The sequence below is a fragment of the Arthrobacter sp. NPDC058097 genome (genome assembly GCF_042884885.1).
In the GTDB taxonomy this organism is placed as follows: Bacteria; Actinomycetota; Actinomycetes; order Actinomycetales; family Micrococcaceae; genus Arthrobacter.
In genome coordinates this window covers 54154-76745 of record NZ_JBHVSZ010000009.1, presented here as the reverse complement: position 1 = coordinate 76745, position 22592 = coordinate 54154, and the positions used below count along the sequence as shown (strand labels likewise).

At 63.7% G+C, this 22592-nt stretch carries 23 protein-coding genes; 11 read left to right on the top strand and 12 right to left on the bottom strand.

Annotation, left to right across the window (positions count from 1 at the left end; all coding sequences use genetic code 11):
* Window positions 1-474: 474 nt before the first annotated feature.
* Window positions 475-1560, top strand: a complete 1086-nt coding sequence (locus ACFVTE_RS16270) for an AAA family ATPase (RefSeq protein ID WP_387102041.1) — start codon at window positions 475-477, stop codon at window positions 1558-1560.
* Between the two features lie 323 nt (window positions 1561-1883).
* Here the strand turns inward: ACFVTE_RS16270 and ACFVTE_RS16265 are convergent, their stop codons facing one another.
* The 9 genes from ACFVTE_RS16265 to ACFVTE_RS16225 all read right to left on the bottom strand — a co-directional run bounded on the left by ACFVTE_RS16265 (window position 1884) and on the right by ACFVTE_RS16225 (window position 9381).
* Window positions 1884-2882, bottom strand: a complete 999-nt coding sequence (locus ACFVTE_RS16265; RefSeq protein WP_387102039.1) for an amidohydrolase family protein — start codon at window positions 2880-2882, stop codon at window positions 1884-1886.
* A 131-nt stretch (window positions 2883-3013) separates the two neighbouring features.
* Complete coding sequence (locus ACFVTE_RS16260) at window positions 3014-3418, bottom strand: universal stress protein (protein WP_387102037.1); 405 nt, start codon at window positions 3416-3418, stop codon at window positions 3014-3016.
* A 96-nt stretch (window positions 3419-3514) separates the two neighbouring features.
* A complete protein-coding gene (locus ACFVTE_RS16255) occupies window positions 3515-3718 on the bottom strand; it encodes a hypothetical protein (RefSeq protein ID WP_387102035.1) in 204 nt (67 codons plus the stop codon).
* Between the two features lie 47 nt (window positions 3719-3765).
* Window positions 3766-4065, bottom strand: a complete 300-nt coding sequence (locus ACFVTE_RS16250) for an antibiotic biosynthesis monooxygenase family protein (protein WP_387102033.1) — start codon at window positions 4063-4065, stop codon at window positions 3766-3768.
* A complete protein-coding gene (locus tag ACFVTE_RS16245; protein WP_387102031.1) occupies window positions 4062-4520 on the bottom strand; it encodes a cupin domain-containing protein in 459 nt (152 codons plus the stop codon). Before ACFVTE_RS16245 ends, ACFVTE_RS16250 begins: the two co-directional genes overlap by 4 nt.
* Window positions 4521-4531: 11 nt before the next feature.
* Entirely contained in the window at window positions 4532-5932 is a 1401-nt protein-coding gene (locus ACFVTE_RS16240; RefSeq protein WP_387102029.1) for an NAD-dependent succinate-semialdehyde dehydrogenase, read from the bottom strand.
* 29 nt (window positions 5933-5961) lie between these two features.
* Complete coding sequence (locus ACFVTE_RS16235) at window positions 5962-7047, bottom strand: isocitrate/isopropylmalate dehydrogenase family protein (RefSeq protein WP_387102027.1); 1086 nt, start codon at window positions 7045-7047, stop codon at window positions 5962-5964.
* Between the two features lie 49 nt (window positions 7048-7096).
* Entirely contained in the window at window positions 7097-8452 is a 1356-nt protein-coding gene (locus tag ACFVTE_RS16230; protein ID WP_387102025.1) for a 2-hydroxycarboxylate transporter family protein, read from the bottom strand.
* 32 nt (window positions 8453-8484) lie between these two features.
* Entirely contained in the window at window positions 8485-9381 is an 897-nt protein-coding gene (locus tag ACFVTE_RS16225) for an amidohydrolase family protein (protein WP_387102023.1), read from the bottom strand.
* A gap of 191 nt (window positions 9382-9572) precedes the next feature.
* On the opposite strand from ACFVTE_RS16225, the gene ACFVTE_RS16220 reads away from it, so the two are divergent.
* From ACFVTE_RS16220 to ACFVTE_RS16200, 5 genes are all read left to right on the top strand, one after another.
* Window positions 9573-10457 carry a GntR family transcriptional regulator gene (locus tag ACFVTE_RS16220; protein ID WP_387102022.1) on the top strand — a complete coding sequence of 295 codons (885 nt, stop codon included), beginning with the start codon at window positions 9573-9575 and terminating at the stop codon, window positions 10455-10457.
* 174 nt (window positions 10458-10631) lie between these two features.
* Window positions 10632-11645, top strand: coding sequence for a Bug family tripartite tricarboxylate transporter substrate binding protein (locus tag ACFVTE_RS16215; protein WP_387102020.1), 1014 nt, complete (start codon window positions 10632-10634; stop codon window positions 11643-11645).
* Window positions 11642-12133, top strand: a complete 492-nt coding sequence (locus tag ACFVTE_RS16210; RefSeq protein WP_387102018.1) for a tripartite tricarboxylate transporter TctB family protein — start codon at window positions 11642-11644, stop codon at window positions 12131-12133. Before ACFVTE_RS16215 ends, ACFVTE_RS16210 begins: the two co-directional genes overlap by 4 nt.
* A gap of 12 nt (window positions 12134-12145) precedes the next feature.
* The gene (locus tag ACFVTE_RS16205; RefSeq protein ID WP_387102016.1) at window positions 12146-13687 is read left to right on the top strand and encodes a tripartite tricarboxylate transporter permease; all 1542 of its coding nucleotides are present in this window, start codon (window positions 12146-12148) and stop codon (window positions 13685-13687) included.
* Between the two features lie 728 nt (window positions 13688-14415).
* Window positions 14416-15657 (top strand): lactonase family protein, encoded by a 1242-nt coding sequence (locus tag ACFVTE_RS16200; RefSeq protein WP_387102014.1) that lies wholly within the window; start codon window positions 14416-14418, stop codon window positions 15655-15657.
* 361 nt (window positions 15658-16018) lie between these two features.
* Here ACFVTE_RS16200 and ACFVTE_RS16195 read toward each other — a convergent pair whose 3' ends face one another.
* Both ACFVTE_RS16195 and ACFVTE_RS16190 read right to left on the bottom strand, forming a co-directional pair.
* Window positions 16019-16210, bottom strand: a complete 192-nt coding sequence (locus tag ACFVTE_RS16195) for a hypothetical protein (RefSeq protein ID WP_387102012.1) — start codon at window positions 16208-16210, stop codon at window positions 16019-16021.
* Window positions 16207-17292, bottom strand: coding sequence for an Ldh family oxidoreductase (locus tag ACFVTE_RS16190; RefSeq protein ID WP_387102011.1), 1086 nt, complete (start codon window positions 17290-17292; stop codon window positions 16207-16209). The genes ACFVTE_RS16195 and ACFVTE_RS16190 overlap by 4 nt, the downstream gene beginning before the upstream one ends.
* 111 nt (window positions 17293-17403) lie before the next feature.
* On the opposite strand from ACFVTE_RS16190, the gene ACFVTE_RS16185 reads away from it, so the two are divergent.
* Window positions 17404-17721, top strand: coding sequence for a putative quinol monooxygenase (locus tag ACFVTE_RS16185; protein WP_387102009.1), 318 nt, complete (start codon window positions 17404-17406; stop codon window positions 17719-17721).
* A gap of 4 nt (window positions 17722-17725) precedes the next feature.
* Here the strand turns inward: ACFVTE_RS16185 and ACFVTE_RS16180 are convergent, their stop codons facing one another.
* The gene (locus tag ACFVTE_RS16180) at window positions 17726-18442 is read right to left on the bottom strand and encodes a GntR family transcriptional regulator (RefSeq protein WP_387102007.1); all 717 of its coding nucleotides are present in this window, start codon (window positions 18440-18442) and stop codon (window positions 17726-17728) included.
* Between the two features lie 125 nt (window positions 18443-18567).
* On the opposite strand from ACFVTE_RS16180, the gene ACFVTE_RS16175 reads away from it, so the two are divergent.
* Genes ACFVTE_RS16175 through ACFVTE_RS16160 form a run of 4 tightly spaced genes read left to right on the top strand, consistent with a single transcriptional unit; the run spans window position 18568 to window position 22206 of the window.
* Window positions 18568-20010, top strand: a complete 1443-nt coding sequence (locus ACFVTE_RS16175) for a CitMHS family transporter (RefSeq protein ID WP_387102005.1) — start codon at window positions 18568-18570, stop codon at window positions 20008-20010.
* Window positions 20011-20039: 29 nt separating this feature from the next.
* Window positions 20040-21440 carry an NAD-dependent succinate-semialdehyde dehydrogenase gene (locus tag ACFVTE_RS16170; RefSeq protein ID WP_387102003.1) on the top strand — a complete coding sequence of 467 codons (1401 nt, stop codon included), beginning with the start codon at window positions 20040-20042 and terminating at the stop codon, window positions 21438-21440.
* 11 nt (window positions 21441-21451) lie between these two features.
* Entirely contained in the window at window positions 21452-21910 is a 459-nt protein-coding gene (locus tag ACFVTE_RS16165; protein ID WP_387102001.1) for a cupin domain-containing protein, read from the top strand.
* The gene (locus ACFVTE_RS16160) at window positions 21907-22206 is read left to right on the top strand and encodes an antibiotic biosynthesis monooxygenase family protein (RefSeq protein ID WP_387101999.1); all 300 of its coding nucleotides are present in this window, start codon (window positions 21907-21909) and stop codon (window positions 22204-22206) included. Before ACFVTE_RS16165 ends, ACFVTE_RS16160 begins: the two co-directional genes overlap by 4 nt.
* Window positions 22207-22592 lie beyond the last annotated feature (386 nt).

The window sequence follows — 22592 nt, the reverse complement described above, 5'->3', positions numbered from 1 at the left end:
CTCCCTAGCCAGGTTTGGCTACACCCCAACCTGACGTCAGGGCGCCCTGACAAGGGAGTATTCAGCATGCCGGCGTAGGTCCGGTCCTGTTCTCCAGACGCCGAGGAGCCATGGCAGGTGACATCAGAGGCCTTTTCCTCGGTGGAATTCGTCGCGTCCAAATTCTTGGGACTATTTCGACCCCGTAGCGCCTGCGCCGCGAGGGGGACTGGGGGCTTTTTGTCCAGCAGCTGGACCGGGTTTCGGTCCCTTGTCTGTCAGGGTGGGATCTAGGGTTTCCGGGAGCCACTGTCAGTTATTGGTGAATGTCGCCCTATTCTGACGTCGCTTAGGTTTCTTTCCGCTCGCGCGGATCTCGTTGGCGCTCCGCCTTGCCCAGCACGGGGAGTTGGACGTATAGTCGCAGGAGTTTCACCACTTTCACCAGTTTCACCTAGTTTCACCTAGTTTCACCTATCGTCCACGGGAGGTCGGGTGCAGAACCCCTTCAAGCCCACGGCCGGAGCGACGCCGCCGGAGCTCGTGGGGCGGGCTGGCCTTCTGGACGAGTTCGAGTACGGCCTGCAGCAAGGCTCCGGTGCCCCTGGCCTGCTGACCATCATCACGGGATCCCGAGGCATCGGCAAGACCGTCATGTTGAGCGCCGCCGAAGACATCGCTCGAGCTCAGGGATGGGCAGTGATCTCACGGACAGCGACCCCGGGGTTCCTGGCCCGGGTCGGTGATGACATGCTCCGGCTCCTCGAGGAACTCGGGGACGGGCCTCCCGCCCGGAAAATCACCGCCTTCTCTGCAGCCGGGTTCGGGCTGACAACCCAACTTCCTCCGGAACGGGCCGTGGATTGGCGCCGGACGGGTAATGAGTTGCTGCGTGTTCTGGATTCGAAGGGCACAGGACTGGTCATTACCGTTGACGAGATTCACGCCGTCGACCGGACGGAGATCTCGCAACTGGCAGCCGATGTCCAGCACTTCATCCGGGACGGGCTGCCCATCGGCCTGATCTTCGCAGGCCTGCCCTCAGCCGTGTCCGACCTCCTCAACGAAGGCGTCGCAACCTTCCTCCGGCGGGCCGACAGGATCAATCTTCACGAAGCAGCCATCGCCGAAGTCACCACCTCGTACAGCCAATTGTTCAGCCAGGGAGGCATCACCATCTCCCCCGACCTCATCAGCGAAGCGGCAGAGGCAACCGAGGGATACCCGTTCCTGATCCAACTGGTCGGCTACTACCTCTGGCTCGAAGCCGACAAAGCCGGATGGACGCTGGAGAAGGCGAGCGTCCAGCGTGCCATCGCCACAGCTCAACGCCGCAACACCCTGGTCGTCGTCGAATCGGCCCTCTCGGACATCTCCGACAGAGACCGTCAGTTCCTCGACGCCATGGCCACGCAGGATGGCCCCTCGGCCGCAGGGCAGATCGGGGCCGTCCTTAAGGCCAAACCCAACGTCGTGTCCAAATACCGCAACCGGCTCATCGCCGCAGGACTCATCGAGTCCGCAGGCTACGGAAAAGTCGACTTCGCAATTCCCGGACTCCGCCAATATCTCCGCCAATAAAGCGACAGAATCGCAATTATTGGCGTTGGATCCAGGCCGTCAGTAGATGCGGGAATCGCTCATTCAGTTGCAGGCCTTGTTGCTTCAGCAACGGGTAAGCGGGACCAATAAAGTTAGGGAGGCGGCGGCCCCAAGGTTCAGGTCTTGGAGGCCGCCGTCGCGTATGACAGTTCCCGTCAGAGCAGTGCCTTTCTCTTCCGGAACTGTCAGCATGGGTCCCCGGCAAAAGCCGAGGCAGGGGTGTTTCAGGGGCTTAGCCTGTAGCGGGAAGCGAAGTGATGCCGCCGATGGGGCAGGTTCAGCTGACCCCGCATCCGGGTCGTTTAGAACCGGTAGAGCTTTTCCGGGTTCTCTACCAGAATGCGTCTGCGGTCCTGCTGCTTAGGAGCCCATCGTGCGAACAGGTCTAGCATCGCGGCGTCGTCAGGCATGGGGACCTCCCCGCGGGAAGCAGTGGGGTGCGGCCAGTCGGATCCCCAGAGCATCCGTTCCGGGGCGTGTGCGGTGAAGGCGGCGCCGACAGCCGCCCGGTCGCTGTAGGACGGCGGACCGGCCTGGGATTCATGGTAGACGCCGGAGAGCTTGACCCAGGTGTTGCCCTCGTCCACGAGCCTGGTGACGGCGGTGTAGGCGGGGTGGGCTGTTCCTGCCGCGCCTGGGATGCGCCCCATGTGGTCGATCACCAAATCCGTGGGCAGGTCGGTAAGGGATACCAGGTTTTCGAGTATTCCCTCCGCAGTCATGTGGATTTGTACGTGCCACCCCATGTCAGCGATGCGTGAAGCCAGCGGCCTGATCAATTCTGCCCCTGCTCCACCGGGACGGGTCAGGTTGAACCTGATGCCCCTGATGCCGGACTGGTCCAGGTCCCGTAACTGGCTCTGGGAAAAGCTCTCATCGATGACTGCGATGCCGCGGGCGTTGCACAGCCCGAGCTGGGCTATTGCATCAAGGGTGCACCGGTTATCCGTGCTGTAGTTTGACGGCGTGACGACGACGGTGCGTGTGGTGCCGGTCCTCCGCTGCAGGAGACGATAGTCGGCCACTGTCGCCTTGGGCGGAGGTGCGGCGGTCGGAACGGGATAGGGGAACCTGTCCGGGTCATAGATATGCATGTGACAATCGGCGGCATGCCCAAGGACACGGTACTCTGCCCGGCCGGTACCGGCGGAGAAGGGCGCTTCCCGCTGGTCCGAGGCCTGCGCCGGGACTGCTCCTATCGCCGTAATGGCAGCCCCTGCCAGCGCGCCCTGAAGCATGCTGCGGCGGCTAATGCGTTGCTTCTTTCCGGGGCCTTTGGCTTCCTGCGGGTGGTCCGTCATTGGTCTCTTCCTTGAGTAGTGCAAATTTTGGCCGGACAAGCCTCTGAGGTCCGGGCACTGCGATCAGTGTTCAGTGGCGTGCGGGGGCGCGCGGGTCTGTGAGGAATGCCTCCCCTGACAGGAAGGTCGCGCTAGTTCGCGTGCCAGCCGGCCTTCACGGCAAGGACGGGACAGGACGCTTCGAGGAGGATTCGTTGGGCGGTGCTGCCCATGATGAGTTTTCCCACAGGGGTGCGTTTGCGCATGCCGATGACGATCAGGTCCGCGCTGTGCTGTTGCGCGGCGTCCAGGATTTCGTCGGTGGCGTCCTGGCCACGAACGGGCTGGAGAACCTTGTGTTCAATGCCTTCCCTGGTCAGCTGTTCCTCAAGGCCGCTTACTTCATCGGAGCTTGCATAGTTCTGGTCCACGAGGGCCGTGCCGCGGGATGAGTTGATGACAATCAGCAGACTGTTGCTCTTCCTCGCCTGAGCGACCGCGTAGTCCAGGGCGGCGGCCCCTTCCTGTGTTGGGACGTATCCGACAACGATGGTCATTTTGCTCCTTGCAATGGGTGGCCGTGGCCACGGTTAGAGGGATGGAGAGGAAGCAGGGGATGCCTCCGCCGGACGGCCCGGCATCCCCCGCCGACGCTATTCGCTATGCAGGTAGAGCGTTACGGGATCGGTGCTGAGGTGCAGCGATCTGGCACCTGTCCCTTCCGTGACCAGCCAAATGATGGAGCCATCGGGAGTCACCGCATCGACGCACGCGCGCTCAAGTTGTCCTGCTTCGTTCATCACGTCAACCCAGCGACCTGCTTCCAGGTCTGCCCAGTTGCGTACGACTTTGCCCATTGGCAACACCTTGTCCCGGGTTCCGTGGAGTACTGGTGTCCGCATGTTCAGAAGCCGACGTAGGCGTGCTGGAGGTGCTTGACCTGCGGTGGGGCGGCGAAGTGGGGTCCGACGAGTTCCCGCCATTGCTGGAAGTCCGGGGATTCACGGAACCCAACGATGTGGTCTTCAAGGGTCGCCCAGCCAACGGTGAGGGTGTATTCGTTGGGGCTTTCGATGCTGCGGTCCAGACGCCAGCTGAGCGCACCTGGTTGTTTTTGGAACAACGGCACAGCCTTCGCCGCCGCCTCCTCGAAGTCCTTCTCGGCGCCGGGGGTGATGGTCAGGGTAGCGATTTCCTGGATCACGCGTTCACTCCTTCGGTGACGGGTGGCTGGTTGGCCTGTTCTTCGTCGATGCGGTTCCGGTCGGTAGTGCCGGCCATGGTGCGGGTCGCATCGATCGAGGCGTAGGTCCAGAAGATCTTCATCTCTTCCGTTTCCGAAGCGTTCCGGAACCGGTGCACGATGTTCGCGGGGACAAACGTGGTGTCGTAGGTGTCCAGGTAGTGCTCGGTCCCGTCGATGTCCACGTACGCCGTGCCTTCGATCACCGCCACGGACTCGACGCAGTTGTGCGAGTGGTGCCCGATCGCCGCTCCCGGGGCGAAGGTGGTGATGCCGTTCAGGAACGCGGTGGCGCCCAGGTGCGCTCCAACCAGGGGCACGGTGGACGCGCCGTTGCCGCGGTCCTTACGGGGCAGTTCCTTCGGACGCAGGATCACCGCGTCCACTGAGCTGATGCTGGTGCTGATATGGGTCATGGTCGGTTTCCTTAGTCGGCGACGGCCGGGGTGGAGGTTGTGGTTGGCTGGCCCGTCCAGAAGGTCTTCATGTTGGTGAACTCCCGGATGCCGTAAGAGCCCAGCTCCCGCCCGTAACCGGACTTCTTGATGCCACCGAAGGGCAGGCGCGGGTCGGAGGCGACCATGCCGTTGATGAACACCGCACCGGCATCAATCCGGGGCAGCAGGTCCCGCGCCGCGGTTTCGGTGTCGGAGGTCCAGAGGGCGGCGCCGAGGCCGTACTCCGTCTTGTTTGCGAGGTTGATGGCTTCCTGCGTGGATGAAACCCTGATGATGGCGGCGACGGGGCCGAAGGTTTCCTCGTCAAACGCTGCCTGGCCGGGAACCACGTGGTCGATGACTGTGGGCTGGTAGAAGTACCCGGGACCGTCCACGACGTCTCCGCCGAGCAGGACTTTCCCGCCGGCTTCGATCGTGCGGGTGACCTGGTCGTGCAGTTCGGTACGGAGGTTCTCCCTCGCCATCGGGCCGATGGTCGTGGCCGGATCGGTCGGGTCTCCGACGACGAGTTCCTTGGTGTTGGCAACAAACTCGGCGACGAACTCATCGGCGATCTTTTCATCGACGATGAAGCGTTTGGCGTTCACGCAGGACTGGCCGTTGTTGGTGAACCGTGCCTTGACGGCGACCTTCGCGGCGGCCTTGATGTCGGCATCGGCGAGGACGATGAACGGGTCGGACCCGCCCAGTTCCAGGACCTGCTTCTTCAAGGCGGAGCCCGCCTGGGACGCGACGATCTGCCCGACCTGGGTGGATCCGGTGAGGGTGACGGCGGCGATCCGGTCATCGGCGATGAGGCCGGCCACCCGGTTCGCCTCGACCAGGACGGTGGCGAACAGCCCTTCGGGCAGGCCTGCCTTGTCCATGATGTCCTGCACGGCCAGGGCTGACTGGGGGACGTTGTTGGCGTGCTTGAGGATTGCCCCGTTGCCGGCGGCGACGGCGGGGAGGATGAAGCGGAAGAACTGCCAGAACGGGTAGTTCCACGGCATGATGGCCAGGACCACGCCCAGGGGTTCAAACGTCACACCGCTGTGCAGGGCGTTGGATTCGATGGTTTCCGGGGCCAGGTGCTGCGGGGCGGTTTCGGCGTAGTACTCGGCCGTGAGCGCGCACTTTTCGATCTCGGCTTCGGCTTCGGTGATGGGCTTGCCCATTTCCAGCGTGATGTTCCGGGCGTACTCGGCCTTGCCTTCGCGCAGGACTTTGGCGGTGTTGCGCAGGACCTGGACGCGTTCCTCGACCGGAACGAGGCGCCATGCCTGCTGGGCATCCGCTGCAGCTGTCAGCGCAGCGTCCACCTGGATATCCGAATGGGCGTCAAATGTGGCAGTGGTTTCACCGTTCACGGGATTGATCGTAGAAATCATGAGTGCTCCTTTGAATCTGTTGGGATGGCTTAGGCCGTGGCTTGGCTGACGCGTTCCCGGGGCAGTGCGGCGATGACCTCGTCGGCGAATTCCCGGGTGCCCAGGGTGCCGCCGATGTCGCCGGTGCGTGTCTGGGGGTTGGAGAGAACCTTTTCGACGGCGGCTTCGATGTCCGCTGCTGCAGCGATCAGTGCCGGGTTGTTGTCGCGGCGGCCGCGCCAGTCCAGGAGCATGGCGGCGGACAGGATCAGGGAGGTCGGGTTGGCGATGCCCTGGTTGGCGATGTCCGGGGCGGAGCCGTGCTGTGCCTGGGCGACGCCGATGTTCTCCCCGGCGTTGAGGGACCCGCCGAGGCCGAGGCTGCCGGAGAGTTCGGAGGCTTCGTCGGAGAGGATGTCGCCGAACATGTTGGTGGTGACGATGACGTCGAAGGTGTGCGGGCGGCGGATCAGCAGTGCCGCCGCGGCGTCGACGATCAGTTCCTCAAGCTCGACGTCGGGGAATTCGGCGGCGACCTTGCGGACTTCGCGGAGGAAGAGCCCGTCGGAGAGCTTGACGACGTTGGCCTTGTGGACGGCGGTGACCTTCTTGTTCCGATTCTGGGCGATTTCGAAGGCCGCGCGTGCAACCCGCTCGGAGGCCTTGGCGGTGACCTTGCGGACGCTCAGGGCCATGTTTTCGTCGGGCATGAATTCGCCGGTGCCGGCGAACATGTTGCGGTCCGAGTAGAAGCCTTCGGTGTTCTCGCGGACAATCACCAGGTCCATCGGCGTGCGGAGGATGCTCAGGTCGGGGCGGGAACGGCACGGACGGACGTTGGCGAACAGTTCGAACTGGACCCGGAGTTCAGCGGAGGGGTTGTAGCCGCCTTCCTGCTTGGACGGGTACTCGTAGTGGGAGACGGGGCCGAGGATGACGCCGTCCACCTGCGGGATGCGTTCCATGACAGCGTCAGGAAGGGTGGTGCCCTGCTCGGCCAGGCTCTTCAGTCCGATGTCCTGCTGCTCGAATTCCAGGCCAAGGTCGTGGACCTGGTCAACGACCTTGAGGACATCGAGGGTGGTGTCGGTGATTTCGGGACCGATGCCGTCGCCGGGGAGTACGAGGATCTTCATGTTGGTGGTGCCTTTCAGGAGAAAACTTCAGGGAGGTACGCGGGAGGAACTAGTGGAAGATGCTGACGAGGATGAGGGCGCCGGCGACGGTGAGTCCGCCGCCGATGCGGGTGGCGATCTGGGCGAACGGCATGAGCTGCATCCTGTTGCTGGCGGTGAGGATGGCGATGTCGCCTGCCCCGCCCATGCCGCTGTGGGTGCTGGTCACGATTCCGGATTCGACCGGGTGGAGTTTGACCCAGCGGGCTGCGAAGAAGCCTCCGGCGACCATGGCGGTGACGGTAGTGACGATCGTGATGAGGTTGGCGGGGGCAAACCCTGCGATCAGGCTCTGCCACGGGGTGAGGATGAGGCTGAAGGTGAACAGGATCGGGAATGCGACAGCGGTTAGCGCGAACTTGTAGACGACCTTGGATCCGGCCTGGATGCGGGGCGATACGCCGTGGGCCAGGGCCAGCAGGACGGCGGCGAAGAGCATCACAACGGGAGCGGGCCAATCGAGGAGCTCGAAGGCCAGGACACCCAGGAGGTACAGGGAAACGGCGACAATACCGGCGGCGGCGATGGCCTTCAGGTCCAGGCCGGCGGGCTTCTCTTCGTCCTTTGCGTCCAGCAGGTCACTGCCACCGGGCTGGAGCTGGCCGTTGCCGGTCAGGTGCGGGAACTTCTTGCCCACGAGTGCCAGGATGCCTGCCAGCAGCACGGCGGTGAGGTTGCCAACCATGATCGGAGGCAGGACGCGGGCCAGCGCTTCGCCCTGGTCCATGCCCAGGATCTGGGAGTAGCCGATGGTCAGCGGGATGGCGCCTTCGCCCACACCGCCGGCCATGATCGGTACCACGGTGAAGAAGAACGTGTCGTGCAGCCCAAGGCCCAGGAGTGTGCCCATGGCGGTTCCGCACACGATGGCCAGGACGCTGCCGGCCAGCAGCGGAACGAAGATCTTCAGGAAGCCTTTGATCAGGACGCGCCGGTCCATGCTGAGGATGGACCCGACGATGACCGCTGCGATGAAGAGGTTCAGGACCTTGCTGCTGGAGAAGAAGTCGCCGACCGCTTTTTTCATCGGTTCAGGGACAAGGCCCAGGTAACCCAGCAGCGACGGGATGAAGGTCACCAGGATGGCTGCTCCGCCGATCTGCCGGACCAGAGGGAGTCGGTTGCCGATCTCTCCCAGCGTGAAGGCGAAGACGGCAGAGATCGCGATGACCATCGCGAGTTCGCCGGTGACCCCCTTGGTTGCCGTAAAGGCGATGAGCAGGATGATCAGAAGCAGGTAGAACGGCAGCGGGATGATGCCGACATCGGTGTCCATGAGCTTCCACCAGAAGGCGCGGCCCTTGGGAATGACGCCTTCCTTGGTTTCCGGCGGTTGGGGTGTGGTTTTTGTCTTGTGAGTAGACATCGTCGTCCTCGGGTGTGTTTGTTGGGGAAGGATTAATGGGTGGCAGGGCTGAAACCGAAAAGCTCGGCCGGATTGTCAACCAGAATCTGCTGAACGGTTTGGGGGGACTGGAGCCAGGAGACGAAGCTGCCGGTTTCGGCAACGTCGTCGATATCCCGAAAGGGTTCGACGGCTCCGGGTCCCCGACGCTTACGGTCTGACCCGCCCCCGGTGTGGGGCCAGTCAGAGGCCCAGACGAGGCGGTCCGGGCGGGTATCGATGAGATAGCTGACAATGGCCGGGATCGCCCCCGGAGCTGCGCCTTCGGCTGCCACCCGGTAGGGGGCCGAGAGTTTGACCCAAACGTGGGGCAGGGACAGCAGTTCGGCCACCTGCTCGAGTCCGGCCACCGCGCCGTCGGCGCCCACCTTGATGCCGCCGAAGTGATCCAGGATGACCGGGACCGGAGAGGCGGCGATGAGGTCACCGGCCTGCGCGAGCGATGTAGCACTGCAAAAGAGCTCGACGGCAAGGTTGTGCGGTTCGGCCCGGGCCATGAGTGCCTTGAGGGGCTCGCGGATGTCGGCTTTACCGCCATCGGGGTTGGACTTGACGTTCAACCGCAGCCCACGGACGCCGGCGGCGACGAGCGCTGCGAGCTCACCTTCGGAAGTTTCCGATCCTACGACCGCAACCCCCCTGCTCCGCGAGCTGCCGTGCAGTTTCAACGCAGCCAGCAAAGCGGAGTTGTCGGTGCCGTAGACGCTGGGCTGTACGAACACGAAGCGTTCCACCCCCAGCTTCTTTCCGTAAGCCTGCACGTCACCCAGATCAGCTGCTGCTGGCGTGTAGTCACGGTCATCGGCGTAGGCAAATGACGCCGGGTCAAAAACATGCACGTGGGTGTCGATCGACCCTTCGGGCACTACGCGATGGATCACATCGGACATTGGGAACTTCCTCACTGCTTTGTGTGGCGCTCGTCGGTGACGAACACAACAATCATGACAAGCGCTCCGGTTTTTTGCAAGACGAAAAAACCACACTGCGGTTTTTGGGTTGGTAAAGTACCAGTAAGGGTCCGGGGCGCGGCCGCCAGCCTCGACAGGTTGGAAACAATAGGCCGAACAAAGGAGTGCAGGTGCCAACAAGCGCAGCCGGAAGTACAGAACTGACTTCCATGATCGAAACCGAGATCCGCACCTACCTGCGGGAGGAAAACCCGGCGGTGGGCGAGCGGATCACGGAACGGTTCCTCGCAGAACGCCTTAGAGTGTCCCGCTCCCCCGTCAGGAAGGCTTTGCAGGAACTGCAGCGGGAGGGGACGCTTACCCGAACAGAGTCCGGGGGGTATGTCGTGGCTAGAACGGGACACGATGTACACGTGACTGAAGCCCCTTCCGAGCAGGCCGACGACAGCGCCTACATGAGGATCGCAACAGACCGCCTCAATGGAGGATTACCGGAGAGGGTGACCGAGAGCGGGCTGATGCGCCGCTATGACCTCACACGCGGCCAGGTCAGCCAACTCCTGCTCCGGATCTCTGCAGAGGGCTGGATCGCACCCCTTCCGGGCTACGGCTGGGAGTTCCTTCCGGTTCTCACCTCAGTGAAGTCATACCGGGACAGCTACCACTTTCGCCTCGTCGTAGAGCCGGCCGCCATTTTGGAGGACACGTTTGTCCTGGACCGCGAGGCTGTACGTGAACGCATGGCCGAGCAGCAGGAGCTCGTTGACGGCAGGATTTGGTCGATCACCGGCTCGGAACTGTTCGACCTCAACACCCGGTTCCACGAAACAGTTGCGCGTTGCAGCAACAACGATTTCTTTATCGAAAGCCTGGCGCGCATCAACAGATTGCGCCGGCTGATCGAGTACCGCCAAGCCCTAGTCCCGGAACGGGCCGTCATCCGCTGCGCGGAGCATGTGGAGCTCGCACGGCTACTCCTTGAGGGTGAGCTGGAGGCTGCCTCCGACCATCTCCGCCTGCACCTTTCCACCGTGGGCAGCGAGAAATCCCGCTAAAAATCCAGCCCTTTCAGCCCTGAGAGCCGAGCCGCCCGCCCAGATAAGGGAGGGCTGCTGGCCTTTTAAGCCACAAAAAAGCCGAATGTTGGTTTTTTAGGTTGCAAAAAACCACTCTCCTTGTCATGCTTTGTTGTGCTCGTCACGCTCGTTGACCAAGAAAGCGGAAAATCAATGAAGATCAGTTCCCCTCGCCGCCGGCAGTTTCTCGCCGGCTCTGCCGCGGCCCTCGCAGCGGCCGTACTCCTGACCGGATGTGGTCCGGCAGCCCAGAACCCAAACGCTGCGGGTAGCGCTTCCGTCGCCAAGGAGCTCACCATCGATGCCCCCTCCGGCCCGGGCAGCGGCTACGACCAGACCGCCCGGGCCTTGGAGAAGGCGCTCAAGGGCGAGAAGCTCAGCGATAAGATCGAAGTCCGGAACACCCAGGGTGCCGGCGGGACCGTCGCCTTGTCCCAGTTCGTGCAGAAGAGCGGCACCAAGGACCTCATGCTGGGCGGGCTGTCCCTGGTTGGCGCCACCATCACCAACTCCGCCCCGAACAAGCTGAGCGACCTGACCCCCGTTTCGCGGCTCATCGGCGAATACGAAGTCATCGTGGTCCCGGCCGCCTCGCCGTACAAGACGCTCAAGGAATTCCTGGACGCACTCAAGACCAAGCCGGGGTCGAACCCGATCGCTATCGGCAACCAGGGCGGTATCGACCACATTTGGGGCGGCAAGCTCGTGCAGGACGCGGGCGTCAAGCCAACAGACGTCAACTTCGTGACCTTCTCCGGCGGCGGCGAGGCGCTCGTTGCCCTGCTCGGCAACAAGGTCGCCGCCGGCATCGCCGGCTACGGTGAATTCGCCGACCAGGTCGAAGCCGGCAAGCTCCGCATCCTCGCCGTCTCCTCGGACAAGCCCCTTGACCTTGCACCCGACGCTCCCACCGTGGTCTCCGCCGGCTACCCCGACGCTGTCCTGGTCAACTGGCGCGGAATCTTCGCCCCTCCCGGCGTCAGCGACGCCGACCGCAAGGCCCTGTCCGACGTCTTCTCCACGCTGACCCAGAGCAACACCTGGAAAGAGACCCTCAAGACCAACGGCTGGTCCGATCAGTACCTGGACAGCGATAAGTTCGCCGAGGACCTCAAGACCCAGCAAAGCAGCACCCAGGAAATCCTGACCACGCTGGGACTGGCATGACCGTCAACGTCAAGAGCAGGGGTGAGCTCGTCTTTGCCGGGCTCACCCTCGCCCTGGGTATCCTCATCCTCGTCGGGACCACGTTCATCAACGAACCGGTCGCCGCAAGCAATGTGGGTCCGCGGTTCTTCCCGTACGTCATCGGTACCTTGCTGACCGCCGCGTCGGCGTTCGTCGTCATCGATGTCATCCGCGGCAACAGTGCCTCCCCCGAAGACGGCGAGCTCGTGGACCCCAGCCTGCCCATGGATAAGAAGCGGGTGGCCCTGCTGCTCGCCTCCGTCCTTGCCTTTGCCGTCCTGCTCGAACCGGCCGGCTACGTCATCGCCTGCACCATGTCGTTCTTTGGCATTGCCGTGACCCTCGGGGCCAGGTTCAGCTGGCGTCTTGCCATCGCCTCTATTGCCCTGTCTCTTGCCATCTACCTCCTGTTCACGCGACCCCTGGGCATCTTCCTGCCGCCGGGCGTGCTGGCCGGGATCCTGTAAGGAAGTCCCTTAATGGAAGGAATCAACGGGCTCATCCAAGGCTTTGCCGTCGCGGCAACTCCGGAGAACCTGCTCTTCGCCCTGCTCGGCGTCATCGCCGGAACGTTCGTCGGTGTTCTGCCCGGCATCGGCCCCGCGCTGACCATCGCGCTGCTCCTGCCCGTCACCTACAACATGCCCCCGTCCGCAGCGTTCATCCTGTTCGCCGGCATCTACTACGGCGCCATGTACGGCGGCTCCACCACCTCCATCCTGCTCAACGCCCCCGGTGAATCCGGGTCGATGATGACGGCGATCGAAGGCAACAAGATGGCCAGGGCCGGCCGTGCCGCCGCGGCACTGGCCACCGCAGCCATCGGCTCCTTCGTGGCCGGCACCATCGCCACCGTGGCCCTGGCCTTCTGCGCGCCGTATGTGGTGGACATCGCCATCGGCCTCGGATCCGCCGACTACCTCGCCCTCATGGTCGTGGCCTTCATGACCGTAGGTGCCCTCCTCGGATCATCCGCAGCCCGCGGCTTCACGAGTGTGGCGATCGGCCTGGTCATCGGCATCATCGGCCTCGACGCCCAGAGCGGCTCGGCCAGGTTCACGTTCGGCGTCCCGCTGTTGCTGGACGGCATCGATACCGTGGTGCTGATCGTGGCCCTCTTCGCCATGGGCGAGGCCATCTACCTGGCGGCCAAGATGCGCAAGACCAAGCCCAAGCTCATGCAGCTCAAGGGACGGGCCGGCATGACCCGGCAGGACTGGCGGCGCTCCTGGCCCGCCTGGCTGCGTGGCACGGCAATCGGCTGGCCACTTGGCGCGATTCCGGTCGGCGGATCGGAGATCCCCACCTTCATGTCGTACGCGCTGGAAAAGAAACTCAGCAAGCACAAGGATGAATTCGGTAAGGGCGCCATCGAAGGCGTCGCAGGTCCGGAAGCAACCAACAACGCCAACGCCGCCGGCTCCCTCATGCCCCTGCTCACCCTGGGACTTCCGACGTCGGCAACGGCCGCCGTCATCCTGGTCGCCTTCCAGCAGTACGGCCTCCAGCCGGGACCCCTGCTGCTGCAGAAGGAACCGGAACTGGTCTGGGGCCTGGTTGCCGCCCTGCTGATCGGCAACGTGATGCTCCTGCTGCTGAACCTGCCGCTGGTCGGCCTGTGGGCGAAGGTCCTGCTGATCCCCACTCCGTACCTGTACGCCGGCATTGCCACCTTTGCACTCCTGGGTGCGTACAGCATCAACGGTTCAGTGTTCGACGTCTACGTCATGCTGGCCATCGGAATCCTTGGGTACTTCCTCCGGCAGTACGGGTTCCCGATCGCACCGCTCATCATTGGCGCGATCCTCGGGCCGCTGGCGGAAACCCAGTTGCGCCGTGCCATGTCCATTGCAGACGGAGACTTCACTGCCCTGGTTTCTTCCCCGTTCTCCATCGTGGCCTACTCCGTCGTGGTGCTGGTCGCGATCGTTCCCCAGGTCATGAAACGCTGGGAACGCCGCACCGCCAAGGAAGTCGGCGTCCTCGACGAATTCGAACACGTATCCGCCGGCAGTAAGTAGCCCCCAAAAGCATCGCAAATACCGAAGTGCCCGGAAGGAATTATCCTTCCGGGCATTTCGCAATGTCGCCCCGGCGTTCGAAGACGAGAAGATACTGACGTGGAGCCAAACGACTACCCGGAGCGCTTGTAGCGATCGGATCAGTCCGACTTAAGCACACCCCAACCTGACGTCGGAGCGTGTGACTAGGGAGGATTCGCCTGTCGGTGGAGTTCCCTGTCTGGTTCTTCAGGCACCTGCGAGCCACAAGAGGTGACATCGACGGCGCCTACGCCAAGCGACTTCCTTCAGGCCCCAATTCTTAGGAGTATTTCGCTGTTTCTCGGGCTACCGCAACTAGCTTTCCCGCCCCTCCAACTGTCAGGGTGGTGTCTGAGAACATCGTTGAGCCACCGTCAATAAAGGGGAATTTCGCTCTATTCTGACGCCGCGCAAATCGTTGCATCGAACTTCGCGTATCAGATGAGGACATCGGGCCGACCTCAGGTTGCAGCGCAGTGCCCGCACCTCCGTTCAACGCAATTACGGGTAAAGACGATTTGAGCTGCCGGAGGGCGATCGCGAGTGTTCTTAGTTGTGCACTGAAGTGTATACAAGTATGTTTGTTTACCTGACGTGGTCCCGGTCACTATGGCCGCGACACTCAGCAAGACGGCCGCCCCGGGAAATGCGGGTGGCGTTCCATTGCCGACACTGTGATGCCGGCACCAGTCCCTGAAGGAGCAAGGATGCTCAATAAGCATGTTCAACGACGGCATCTGCTCGCTGGAGCCCTCGCGGCCACCGTTGTGCCGGCCACCGGCACTGGGGTGGCTTTTGCCGGCAGCAGGTCGGGTGGGGCGCAGCTGGCCTATGTGGGTTCCCGCACCACCGCAGCCCGTGATGCCCGCGGGGCGGGAATCACTGTATGGAGGGTTTCTTCGTCCGGCTCGGACTGGGAACTCCTACAGACCGTGACAGCGGACGACGGAACCGGCCGGCCGGGAATCCCGGCGAACCCCAGCTTCCTGACGTTCTCTTGGGACGGGAGCCGCGCCTACTGCGTGCATGGCGACCTCGCTCTCGCCAGTTCATTCGCGGTGGATCCGTCCACCGGCAAGCTCACCCACTTGAACACGGTGGGTACCGGTCATGAGAATCCGGTGCACCTTTCGGTGTCGCCGGACGGCAAGTGGCTGGTCGTGGCGAATTTCGCCGTGCCCGGGGACTTGTGCGCCATTTCCATCAGATCTGATGGTCAGTTGGGGACCGTGTCGTCGAGGCTGTCCCTCCCGGGGCAGACGGGACGGACCCGGGGGCTGCAGGACGGTCCCAACCCCCACCACGTGCCTTGGGATCCTACCGGCAAGTGGATCCTCGTTCCGGACAGGGGCCAGGACGCCATTCACCGCGTCCAGCTGGACTCCTCCACAGGTGTCCTCCGTCTCGTGGGGTCGACGCCAACCCGCCCGGGAGACGGGCCCCGCCACTTAGTCTTCCATCCGGACGGATCCCACGCGTACGTCGTGAACGAGATCAGTTGCTCCGTCACCACCTACAGGTGGGACGCGGCTTCGGGGGCGCTGACGCCGCTGCATGCCCTGCGGACAGCGCCACCCACAGACCTTCGCAACATGACCGGCGCAGAAATCTCCATCCACCCCTCCGGCCGGCACGTGTATTCCTCCAACCGTTCCGGCACGGGAGGCGCCTCCACTGCGGGCCCCGGCGATGACAGCGTCACCGTGCTGGAACTGGGCCGCAAGGACTATCTGCCCACTGTTGCGGGCGTCTACTCCACGCGTGGGCTGCGGCCGCGCTTCATCGGCACGGATTCGGAGGGGGCCGTTCTTTACGCTGCCAACGAGCTCAGCGACAGCATCGCGGCCTTTGAATTGGGTCAGGATGGGGCCGTCCGCCGGGAGGCAGGCATCATCGCCAGGACGGGGTCGCCGGTTTGCATCCTGTTCCGGGCGGCGCCGGCCGACTAGGCGAAATCAAAGGAAGAGAGGGAAGGCGCTGCCGGGGGAATCCGGCCGCGCCTTCCCTTTTGTGTTTGCCAGTGGGTACAAGGACATCTCCGCGCCCGCGGCAGGCGGGGCCTCCGTCCCCTGCCGGCCCTGCCGCGCGGGAACCGTCGATTCTCGTATCGATGAGTTCCAGCGGAATCTACGCCGCAGGTAAGGCTTCCGATGGCGCCAACTTCCAGTCGTCACCGCGGCGGGCATGCCGGTCCGCGTCCTGTCCCGGCCGCGCTGAAGTGGAGCAAGACGATGAACGGGAAAAAGGATGGTGCTGCCGGAGGAATCCGGCAGCACCATCCTTAGGTATTGGGCTGAAGTTATGGTCTGATCAGGTCGGAACCAGGACCACGCCTTCGCGGTAGTCGATGGCCCGCCTATGCCGGCCGGCCGCGCCGAGCACCCACACCACGGTGGAGTCGTCCATCTTCGCGGCGACGATTGCCGGGGATTCCACGCCGTCGTCGATGACGACTACACGGTCGCCCGCTTCGAGTCGCGCCCAGTCCTGCACAACGCTCATGGCCGCTCTCCCAGGACGGCGGTGGCGTCCAGGCCCGACTGCTCCGCGAGGGTGTGCAGGTCCAGGAGGGTCTGTTCGGGAAGGACGAGGCCTCCCTCGGCGCGGTGGCGGGCGTTGTTGCGGTCCTCAATTTCCCCCGGGTAGAAGATCTCGGTGGCGTCCTGCGCCAGCGGGGTGGACTTGACGTCAACGATCAGTTCCCGGACCCGGGCCTGGAACTCGTCCGGGGACCCGAGGGTTGCGACGTCGATGGCGATGAGCATGTGGCCGCAGCCGCTGGGCTTGTTGGCCACGTAGGGGCCGTTCACGCCCTTGCCGGACTGGCTGCCGGTGAGGGCGCCGGAGAGGATGTCCATCATGAAGGAGATCGCGTAGCCCTTGTGGCCGGCCATCGGCAGGATAACGCCATCGACGGCCTCGGCGGCGTCCGTGGTCCGGGCACCCTCGGGCGTGAGGGCCCAGGTGTCGGGGATTGCTTCGCCGCGCTGGCGGGCGAGGTAGATTTTGCCGCGGGCTACAGCGGTGTTGGCGATGTCGACGGCGACGGCAGAGTCGCCGTACGGGGCGGCGATGGACCAGGGGTTGGTTCCGATCAGCTTTTCGCGGCCGCCCCACGGTGCCATGGCCGGTGAGGCGTTGGTGGTGAGGATCGCGACGCAGCCGTCGGCGGCGGCGCGGCGGGTGAAGTACATTGCGGTGCCGAAGTGGTTGGAGTTGCGGACCCCCACGGCGCCCACGCCGTGGGCCTTGGCCCGGGCGACGGCTTCCACCCGGGCGCGTTCGGTGATGACCTGGCCGATGCCGTCCCTGCCGTCGAGCAGCAGCAGTGCGCCGGTGTCGACGAGGGTTTCGGGGGCGGTGACGGCTTTCATGGCGCCTTGCCGGATCCGCTCGACGTACCAGGGCAGGCGGAGTACGCCGTGGGACTGGTGGCCCCAAAGGTCGGACTGCACCAGGCTGTCCGCGACAAGCAGGGCGTCGTCCCGCGGGACACCGTGGGCCAGAAGGATGTCGGCTGCAAGGCCAACGATGTTTTCGGGGACCAAATGGTCCTGGCTGACCTTGGTTTCGGTAACCGGCATTGGCTATTTCCTTTCGTTGGAGCAGGTGGCCCCTTCATTGGCGGCACACCCTCCTGTACACCTAGATGTATACAATAGCATGGACCTGTTATCCGAGAAAAGGAGAAAGTTATGTTCAGCCTCTGGGTCACCCTGGAAGTCACCCCTGAAGGGCGCGGGGAATTCCTCAAGGCCATCGCAGAGAATGCGCGGGCGTCCGTGCGGGATGAGGAAGGATGCTTCCGGTTTGACGTGATCGAACTCGGCGGTTCAGGCACCAACCGCTTCGCGTTTTATGAGGTGTACCGGGATCGGGACGCGTTTGAGAACGAGCACAAGCAGGCCCCCCACTACTTCACCTACCGTGACGTCTCGGCGCGGGTTGTCGTGCCCGGCAGCCAGGTGAACGTCAGCGGAGACCTGCTGAACACCTTCACCTGGGTCGAATAGAAACTCAGGAGACGAGGTCGATGTCGCTGCCCCGGCTGTCCCGCCCGGACAGCAGAGCTTTGAAGATCGCCTCGTCGACATGGACCAGGTGAAGCCGGAGCGCCTCGGCAGCTGCTCCGGCTTCACCGTCGACGATTGCCTTGCACATGGCCAGATGCTCGCCCACCGCGTCCATGAGGCGGGCGCGGTTGGCGTGGGCTATCCGGCGAAGCCGGGCGGTGTGCGGCCGAAGGTCACGGATCGCCCGGGACAGGTGCCCATTGGGCGTGCAGTCAATGAGGGTCAGGTCGAATTCATCGGCCAGCTGCCGGTACTCGGTGGTGAACGTTCCGGACTGCGGTGTCTCAGCCAGGCGGGCAAAACGCGCATGAATATCAGCGAATCTGGCCGCGATTGAAGGGTCCACGGATGCTTCATCCACGACCATCCGGATGGCGGCCGGCTCCAGCACTCTGCGGTAGTCAAAGAGTTCGCGCACGGTGCGCAGGGAAATGCGGGCCACGGTGGCGCCGACCCTGGGCGCGATGTCGACAAGGCCTTCGGCGGCGAGGCGGCGCAGTGCCTCGCGGACGGGCGTGCGGGACGCCCCTGTGTGTTCGACCAGCATGAACTCGGTCAGCGCCTGCCCCGGCTCGAAGTCGCCGTTCTCGATCTCCGCCTTGAGCTGCAGGTAGATCGCCTCGGTCTTGCCCACGCGCTTTGCCCCCGCTTGTTCCGTCATGCCTACCAGTATAGATGCCATTGTGCGTACTGACTTGTGCACTGAATTGTATACATGTACCTTTGGTGTGTGCCCAATCACTCCGCCCCTCGGCGGTCCCCCCTTCTTGTACTTAGTAAGGAGCGATGATGCTCGTAGCTCTCGGCTTTCTGATGATTGCCTTGTTTATGTATCTGGTCATGGCGAAGAAAGCCACGCCCATTGCCACCCTGATCCTGGTCCCGCTTGCCTTCGGCCTGTTCGCAGGCGCCGGCCTGGGGATCGGGGACATGGTGATGGAGTCCGTGGGCAAGCTCGCCCCGACCGCGGCGCTGCTGTTCTTCGCGATCATCTTCTTCGGAACGATGATCGACGTCGGACTCTTTGACCCGCTGATCCGCGCGATCCTGAAGTTCGCCGGCAACGACCCGATGAAGCTGGTCATCGGCACCGCCCTGCTCACCACCATCGTCTCCCTGGACGGCGACGGGTCCACGACCTTCATCATCGTCACCTCAGCGTTCCTGCCGCTCTACCTGCGCCTGGGCATGAGCCCCGTGGTGTTGACCGTGGTCGCCGCGATGTCCAACGGCGTTCTCAACACCGTGCCCTGGGGCGGATCCACCTCCCGGGCCGCCGCCGCGCTGAACGTCTCCCCCATCGACATCTTCGTCCCGATGATTCCCTCCATCGTCGCCGGCCTCGCCGCCGTGCTGGTCCTCGCCTACATTCTGGGCCGGTCCGAGCGGAAGCGCCTTGGCGAAGTGTTCCTCGACGACAACCGCGGTGTCCTCGGCCAGCGCATCGTTGAGCGTGAAAGCGTGCTTGTCGGTGCCGACGGCGGCCCCTCGGGCGGTTCCCGCAAGGCCAGCGGCGGCAACGCCGGGGAGGAAGGCTCCTCGGTCATCATCACCAACGACTTCTCCGCCTCCTTCACCGAAGACGGCAAGTTCATCCAGCGCCCGAACGCCAAGCCCAAGCTCATCTGGATCAACTTCATCCTCACCATGGCCGTCATGACCACACTGGTCATGGACATCGTCGCCCCGGCCCTGATCTTCATGGTCGCCGTCGGCATCGCCCTGGTCATCAACTTCCCCCGCGTCACCGAGCAGTCCGCACAGATCAAGGCCCACGCCTCATCCGTCATCTCCGTGGTCGGCATGGTCTTCGCCGCTTCCGTCCTCACCGGCGTCATGAACGGCACCGGCATGGTCAAGGCCATGGCCGGGTGGCTGGTCCAGATCATCCCTGACTTCATGGGCCCGTTCATGGCCGTGATCGCCGGTATCCTCAGCATCCCGCTGACCTTCATTATGACCAACGATGCCTTCTACTTCGGCGTCCTGCCCATCCTCTCCGAAACCGCCGGCCACTTCGGCATCGAACCGGTGGAAATGGCCCGCGCCTCCCTCGTCGGGCAGGCTCTGCACCAGTCCAGCCCGCTCGTTGCGTCCTTCCTGCTCCTGATCGGCCTGGCCAACGTCAACCTCGGCGACCACTTCAAGAAGGTCATCTGGCGCGGACTCATCGTCGCCCTCGTCATGCTGCTCGTCGGTGGCATTTTCGCCGCCTACCCCCTGTTCTAGAACACCCAACCAGAAGGAACCCTGAACCAATGATTGCCACGATCAATCCGGTGACCGGTGAAACCACGGCCACCTTCCCCGCCCACACACCGGAACAGGTCGAGACCGTACTCGAAGCAGCCGTCACCGCCCAGCAGCAATGGCGCACCGTGCCCGTCGAAGACCGCGTCCAGGTCCTGCGGAACACGGCCAAGGTGTTGCGCGAAGGCAAGGCCGAGTACGCGGCCCTGATCACCCTGGAGATGGGAAAGCCCGTCGGTGAAGCCGAGGCCGAGATCGAAAAGTGCGCGCTCACAGCCGAGTACTACGCCGAGACCGCTGCCGCGCACCTGGCTCCGGAGGCCATCGAGTCCAGCGCCGCGGAGTCGGGTGTGGTGTTCGACCCCCTGGGTGTCGTGCTGGCAATCATGCCCTGGAACTACCCCTTCTGGCAGTTCTTCCGCTTCATCCTCCCGGCCGTGGCGGCGGGCAACGGGGCGATCCTGAAGCACGCGAACAATGTCCCGCAGGCCGCCCTGGCAGTGCAGGACGTCATGGACAAGGCCGGCCTGCCCAAGGGCCTGTTCTCCACCGTCCTGATCGAATCCTCCGCGGTTGCCGGCCTCATCGCCGATGACCGTATCGCTGCCGTGACCCTGACCGGGTCCACACAGGTCGGCCAGATCGTAGCGTCCCAGGCCGGGGCCGCGCTGAAGAAGCAGGTCCTGGAACTGGGCGGGTCCGATCCCTTCATCGTCCTGGCTGATGCGGATATAAAGGCTGCGGCGAAGGTCGCGGTCAAGGCCCGGTTCACCAACAATGGCCAGTCCTGCGTGAACGCCAAGCGCTTCATCGTCGATGAAAAGATCGCTGACGAGTTCGTTGCCGAGTTCACCGCCAACACCAGGGCACTCGTTGTCGGCGACCCCACGGATCCAGCGACGACCATCGGCCCGATGGCACGGGAAAACCTCCGCACCGAACTGCACGACCAGGTGCAGCGGACAGTGGAGGCCGGCGGGAAGCTGGTCCTGGGCGGCAACGTGGTAGACGGTCCCGGGTACTTCTATGAGCCGACCATCATCGACCACGTGAAGCCGGGCCAGGCAGCGTTCGACGAGGAAACCTTCGGCCCCGTCGCCGCGATCATCAGGGTCTCCTCCACCGAGGAAGCCATCGCCTTGGCCAACCAGTCGGAGTACGGCCTCGGCGCCGCCCTGTGGACCTCTGACACCGAAACCGCGGCCCGTGACCTGCTGCCCCGGATTGATGCCGGTGCGGTATTCATCAACGGCATGGTCGCCTCCGACCCGCGCCTGCCCTTCGGCGGCATCAAAAAGTCCGGATACGGCCGGGAACTCGGCTCTTATGGCATCCGCGAATTCACCAACATGAAGACCTTCTGGACCGGCCAGCCATCCACAACCTCCACCCCGGCCGTCGCCGACTAAGGAAACCGATCATGACCCATATCAGCACCAGCACCAGCTCAGTCGACGCGGTCATCCTGCGTCCGAAGGAACTGCCCCGCAAGGACCGCGGCAACGGCGCGTCCACCGTCCCCCTGGTCGGCGCGCACCTGGGCGCGACGACGTTCCTGAACGGCATCACCACCTTCGCCCCGGGAGCGGCGATCGGGCACCACTCCCACAACTGCGTCGAATCCGTGGCAGTGATCGAAGGCACCGCGTACGTGGACATCGACGGGACCGAGCACTACCTGGACACCTACGACACCACCTTCGTCCCCGCGAACATCGTGCACCGGTTCCGGAACGCCTCCGACACCGAAGAGATGAAGATCTTCTGGACCTACGCCTCCATCGACGCGACCCGCACCATGGCCGGCACCACCGACCGGAACCGCATCGACGAAGAACAGGCCAACCAGCCGCCCGTCACTGAAGGAGCAAACGCGTGATCCAGGAAATCGCTACCCTCACCGTCACCCCCGGCCGGGAGAAGGACTTCGAAGCCGCCGCCGCGAAGGCCGTGCCCCTGTTCCAGAAAGCACCGGGTGCGCTCAGCTGGCGTCTGGACCGCACCATCGAAAGCCCCAACGAATACACCCTCACCGTCGGCTGGGCCACCCTTGAAGACCACATCGTTGGGTTCCGTGAATCCCCGGACTTCCAGCAATGGCGCGAACTCGTCGGACCCCACTTCGCCGCCCCACCGCAGGTCAAGCACCTGCAGCACGCCTACCTCGGCTTCTAGCCCAGGTACCCAAAGCTGACAGTTCCGGAAAAGTAAGGCACTGGTATCCGAGAACTGTCAAAGAGATGGCGGCCCCCAAGCCCTGAACCTTGGGGGCCGCCGTCGTACTTTAATGGGCCCAAGTAGACGAAAGTAACTCGGCTTGGCTTCAGCAGGAGTGCTGCGGAGTCGAGTATGTATCAGCCGGGAGCACACCCCAACCTGACGTCAGGCACATAGCCGAAGTGCAGTCAGACTAGGATCCGAACCGGGATTTCCTGACACGCCGTCGAGAACGTCTTACATTCCAACCTGACGTTTCTGCCCGGAGCAGGTCTCTTTATTTGGAAGCTAGGTCGCTACCAATCAAAGAGGCCCTGACCTATCTCCTCCCGCACCACCCCGCA

What these genes read in the sequence shown, in the direction of transcription:
- ACFVTE_RS16210 (WP_387102018.1), top strand. Translation starts at nt 11,642, where the DNA reads ATGACCGTCAACGTCAAGAGCAGGGGTGAGCTCGTCTTTGCCGGGCTC.
- ACFVTE_RS16215 (WP_387102020.1), top strand. Translation starts at nt 10,632, where the DNA reads ATGAAGATCAGTTCCCCTCGCCGCCGGCAGTTTCTCGCCGGCTCTGCC.
- ACFVTE_RS16185 (WP_387102009.1), top strand. Translation starts at nt 17,404, where the DNA reads ATGTTCAGCCTCTGGGTCACCCTGGAAGTCACCCCTGAAGGGCGCGGG.
- ACFVTE_RS16240 (WP_387102029.1), bottom strand. Translation starts at nt 5,932, where the DNA reads ATGATTTCTACGATCAATCCCGTGAACGGTGAAACCACTGCCACATTT.
- ACFVTE_RS16230 (WP_387102025.1), bottom strand. Translation starts at nt 8,452, where the DNA reads ATGTCTACTCACAAGACAAAAACCACACCCCAACCGCCGGAAACCAAG.
- ACFVTE_RS16225 (WP_387102023.1), bottom strand. Translation starts at nt 9,381, where the DNA reads ATGTCCGATGTGATCCATCGCGTAGTGCCCGAAGGGTCGATCGACACC.
- ACFVTE_RS16255 (WP_387102035.1), bottom strand. Translation starts at nt 3,718, where the DNA reads ATGGGCAAAGTCGTACGCAACTGGGCAGACCTGGAAGCAGGTCGCTGG.
- ACFVTE_RS16235 (WP_387102027.1), bottom strand. Translation starts at nt 7,047, where the DNA reads ATGAAGATCCTCGTACTCCCCGGCGACGGCATCGGTCCCGAAATCACC.
- ACFVTE_RS16200 (WP_387102014.1), top strand. Translation starts at nt 14,416, where the DNA reads ATGCTCAATAAGCATGTTCAACGACGGCATCTGCTCGCTGGAGCCCTC.
- ACFVTE_RS16245 (WP_387102031.1), bottom strand. Translation starts at nt 4,520, where the DNA reads ATGACCCATATCAGCACCAGCATCAGCTCAGTGGACGCGGTGATCCTG.
- ACFVTE_RS16180 (WP_387102007.1), bottom strand. Translation starts at nt 18,442, where the DNA reads ATGACGGAACAAGCGGGGGCAAAGCGCGTGGGCAAGACCGAGGCGATC.
- ACFVTE_RS16165 (WP_387102001.1), top strand. Translation starts at nt 21,452, where the DNA reads ATGACCCATATCAGCACCAGCACCAGCTCAGTCGACGCGGTCATCCTG.
- ACFVTE_RS16260 (WP_387102037.1), bottom strand. Translation starts at nt 3,418, where the DNA reads ATGACCATCGTTGTCGGATACGTCCCAACACAGGAAGGGGCCGCCGCC.
- ACFVTE_RS16190 (WP_387102011.1), bottom strand. Translation starts at nt 17,292, where the DNA reads ATGCCGGTTACCGAAACCAAGGTCAGCCAGGACCATTTGGTCCCCGAA.
- ACFVTE_RS16265 (WP_387102039.1), bottom strand. Translation starts at nt 2,882, where the DNA reads ATGACGGACCACCCGCAGGAAGCCAAAGGCCCCGGAAAGAAGCAACGC.
- ACFVTE_RS16170 (WP_387102003.1), top strand. Translation starts at nt 20,040, where the DNA reads ATGATTGCCACGATCAATCCGGTGACCGGTGAAACCACGGCCACCTTC.
- ACFVTE_RS16175 (WP_387102005.1), top strand. Translation starts at nt 18,568, where the DNA reads ATGATGCTCGTAGCTCTCGGCTTTCTGATGATTGCCTTGTTTATGTAT.
- ACFVTE_RS16195 (WP_387102012.1), bottom strand. Translation starts at nt 16,210, where the DNA reads ATGAGCGTTGTGCAGGACTGGGCGCGACTCGAAGCGGGCGACCGTGTA.
- ACFVTE_RS16205 (WP_387102016.1), top strand. Translation starts at nt 12,146, where the DNA reads ATGGAAGGAATCAACGGGCTCATCCAAGGCTTTGCCGTCGCGGCAACT.